The sequence below is a fragment of the Salinimicrobium oceani genome (assembly GCF_012037645.1).
Map to the genome: position 1 here is coordinate 1 of NZ_JAAVJR010000411.1, position 511 is coordinate 511.

Genomic DNA, 511 nt, shown 5'->3' on the forward strand with positions numbered 1-511 from the left:
GTCTTGCTGAAATGAACGGATGTCCCGATGCAGATGGTGATGGAATTAGAGATAGCGAGGACGAATGTCCAAACGAAGCCGGTCCAAAAGAAAATAACGGTTGTCCATGGAATGACATGGATAGTGACGGAGTTCTTGATAAAGATGACGAATGTCCTGAAGTTGCCGGTCCAGCCTCAAATAATGGATGTCCAGAGCCTACTGTAGAGGTAATTGAAGAGCTTAATGAATATTCAAGAACTATTCTTTTTGATCTTAACAAAGCAACAGTACGCTCTGAATCTAAAGAAACCCTCCAATCTATTGCAGACATCATGAAGGAGTATTCAAACACAATATTCCACATTGAAGGACATACAGACAGCACAGGTAGCGAATCTTACAATGAACAACTTTCCAGAGAAAGAGCAGCTTCTGTAAGAGAATTCCTGGTAAGTGCAGGAATCCCTGCAAATAGACTGACTTCTGAAGGTTATGGGGAAACTCAACCTATTGCTTCTAATAACACAGC

Annotated in this window: 1 protein-coding gene; it reads left to right on the plus strand. The window is 41.5% G+C overall.

Annotated elements, in window-relative coordinates; genetic code table 11:
- On the plus strand, positions 1 to 511 hold a 511-nt coding region (locus tag HC175_RS17455; protein ID WP_168139570.1), incomplete at both ends, for an OmpA family protein.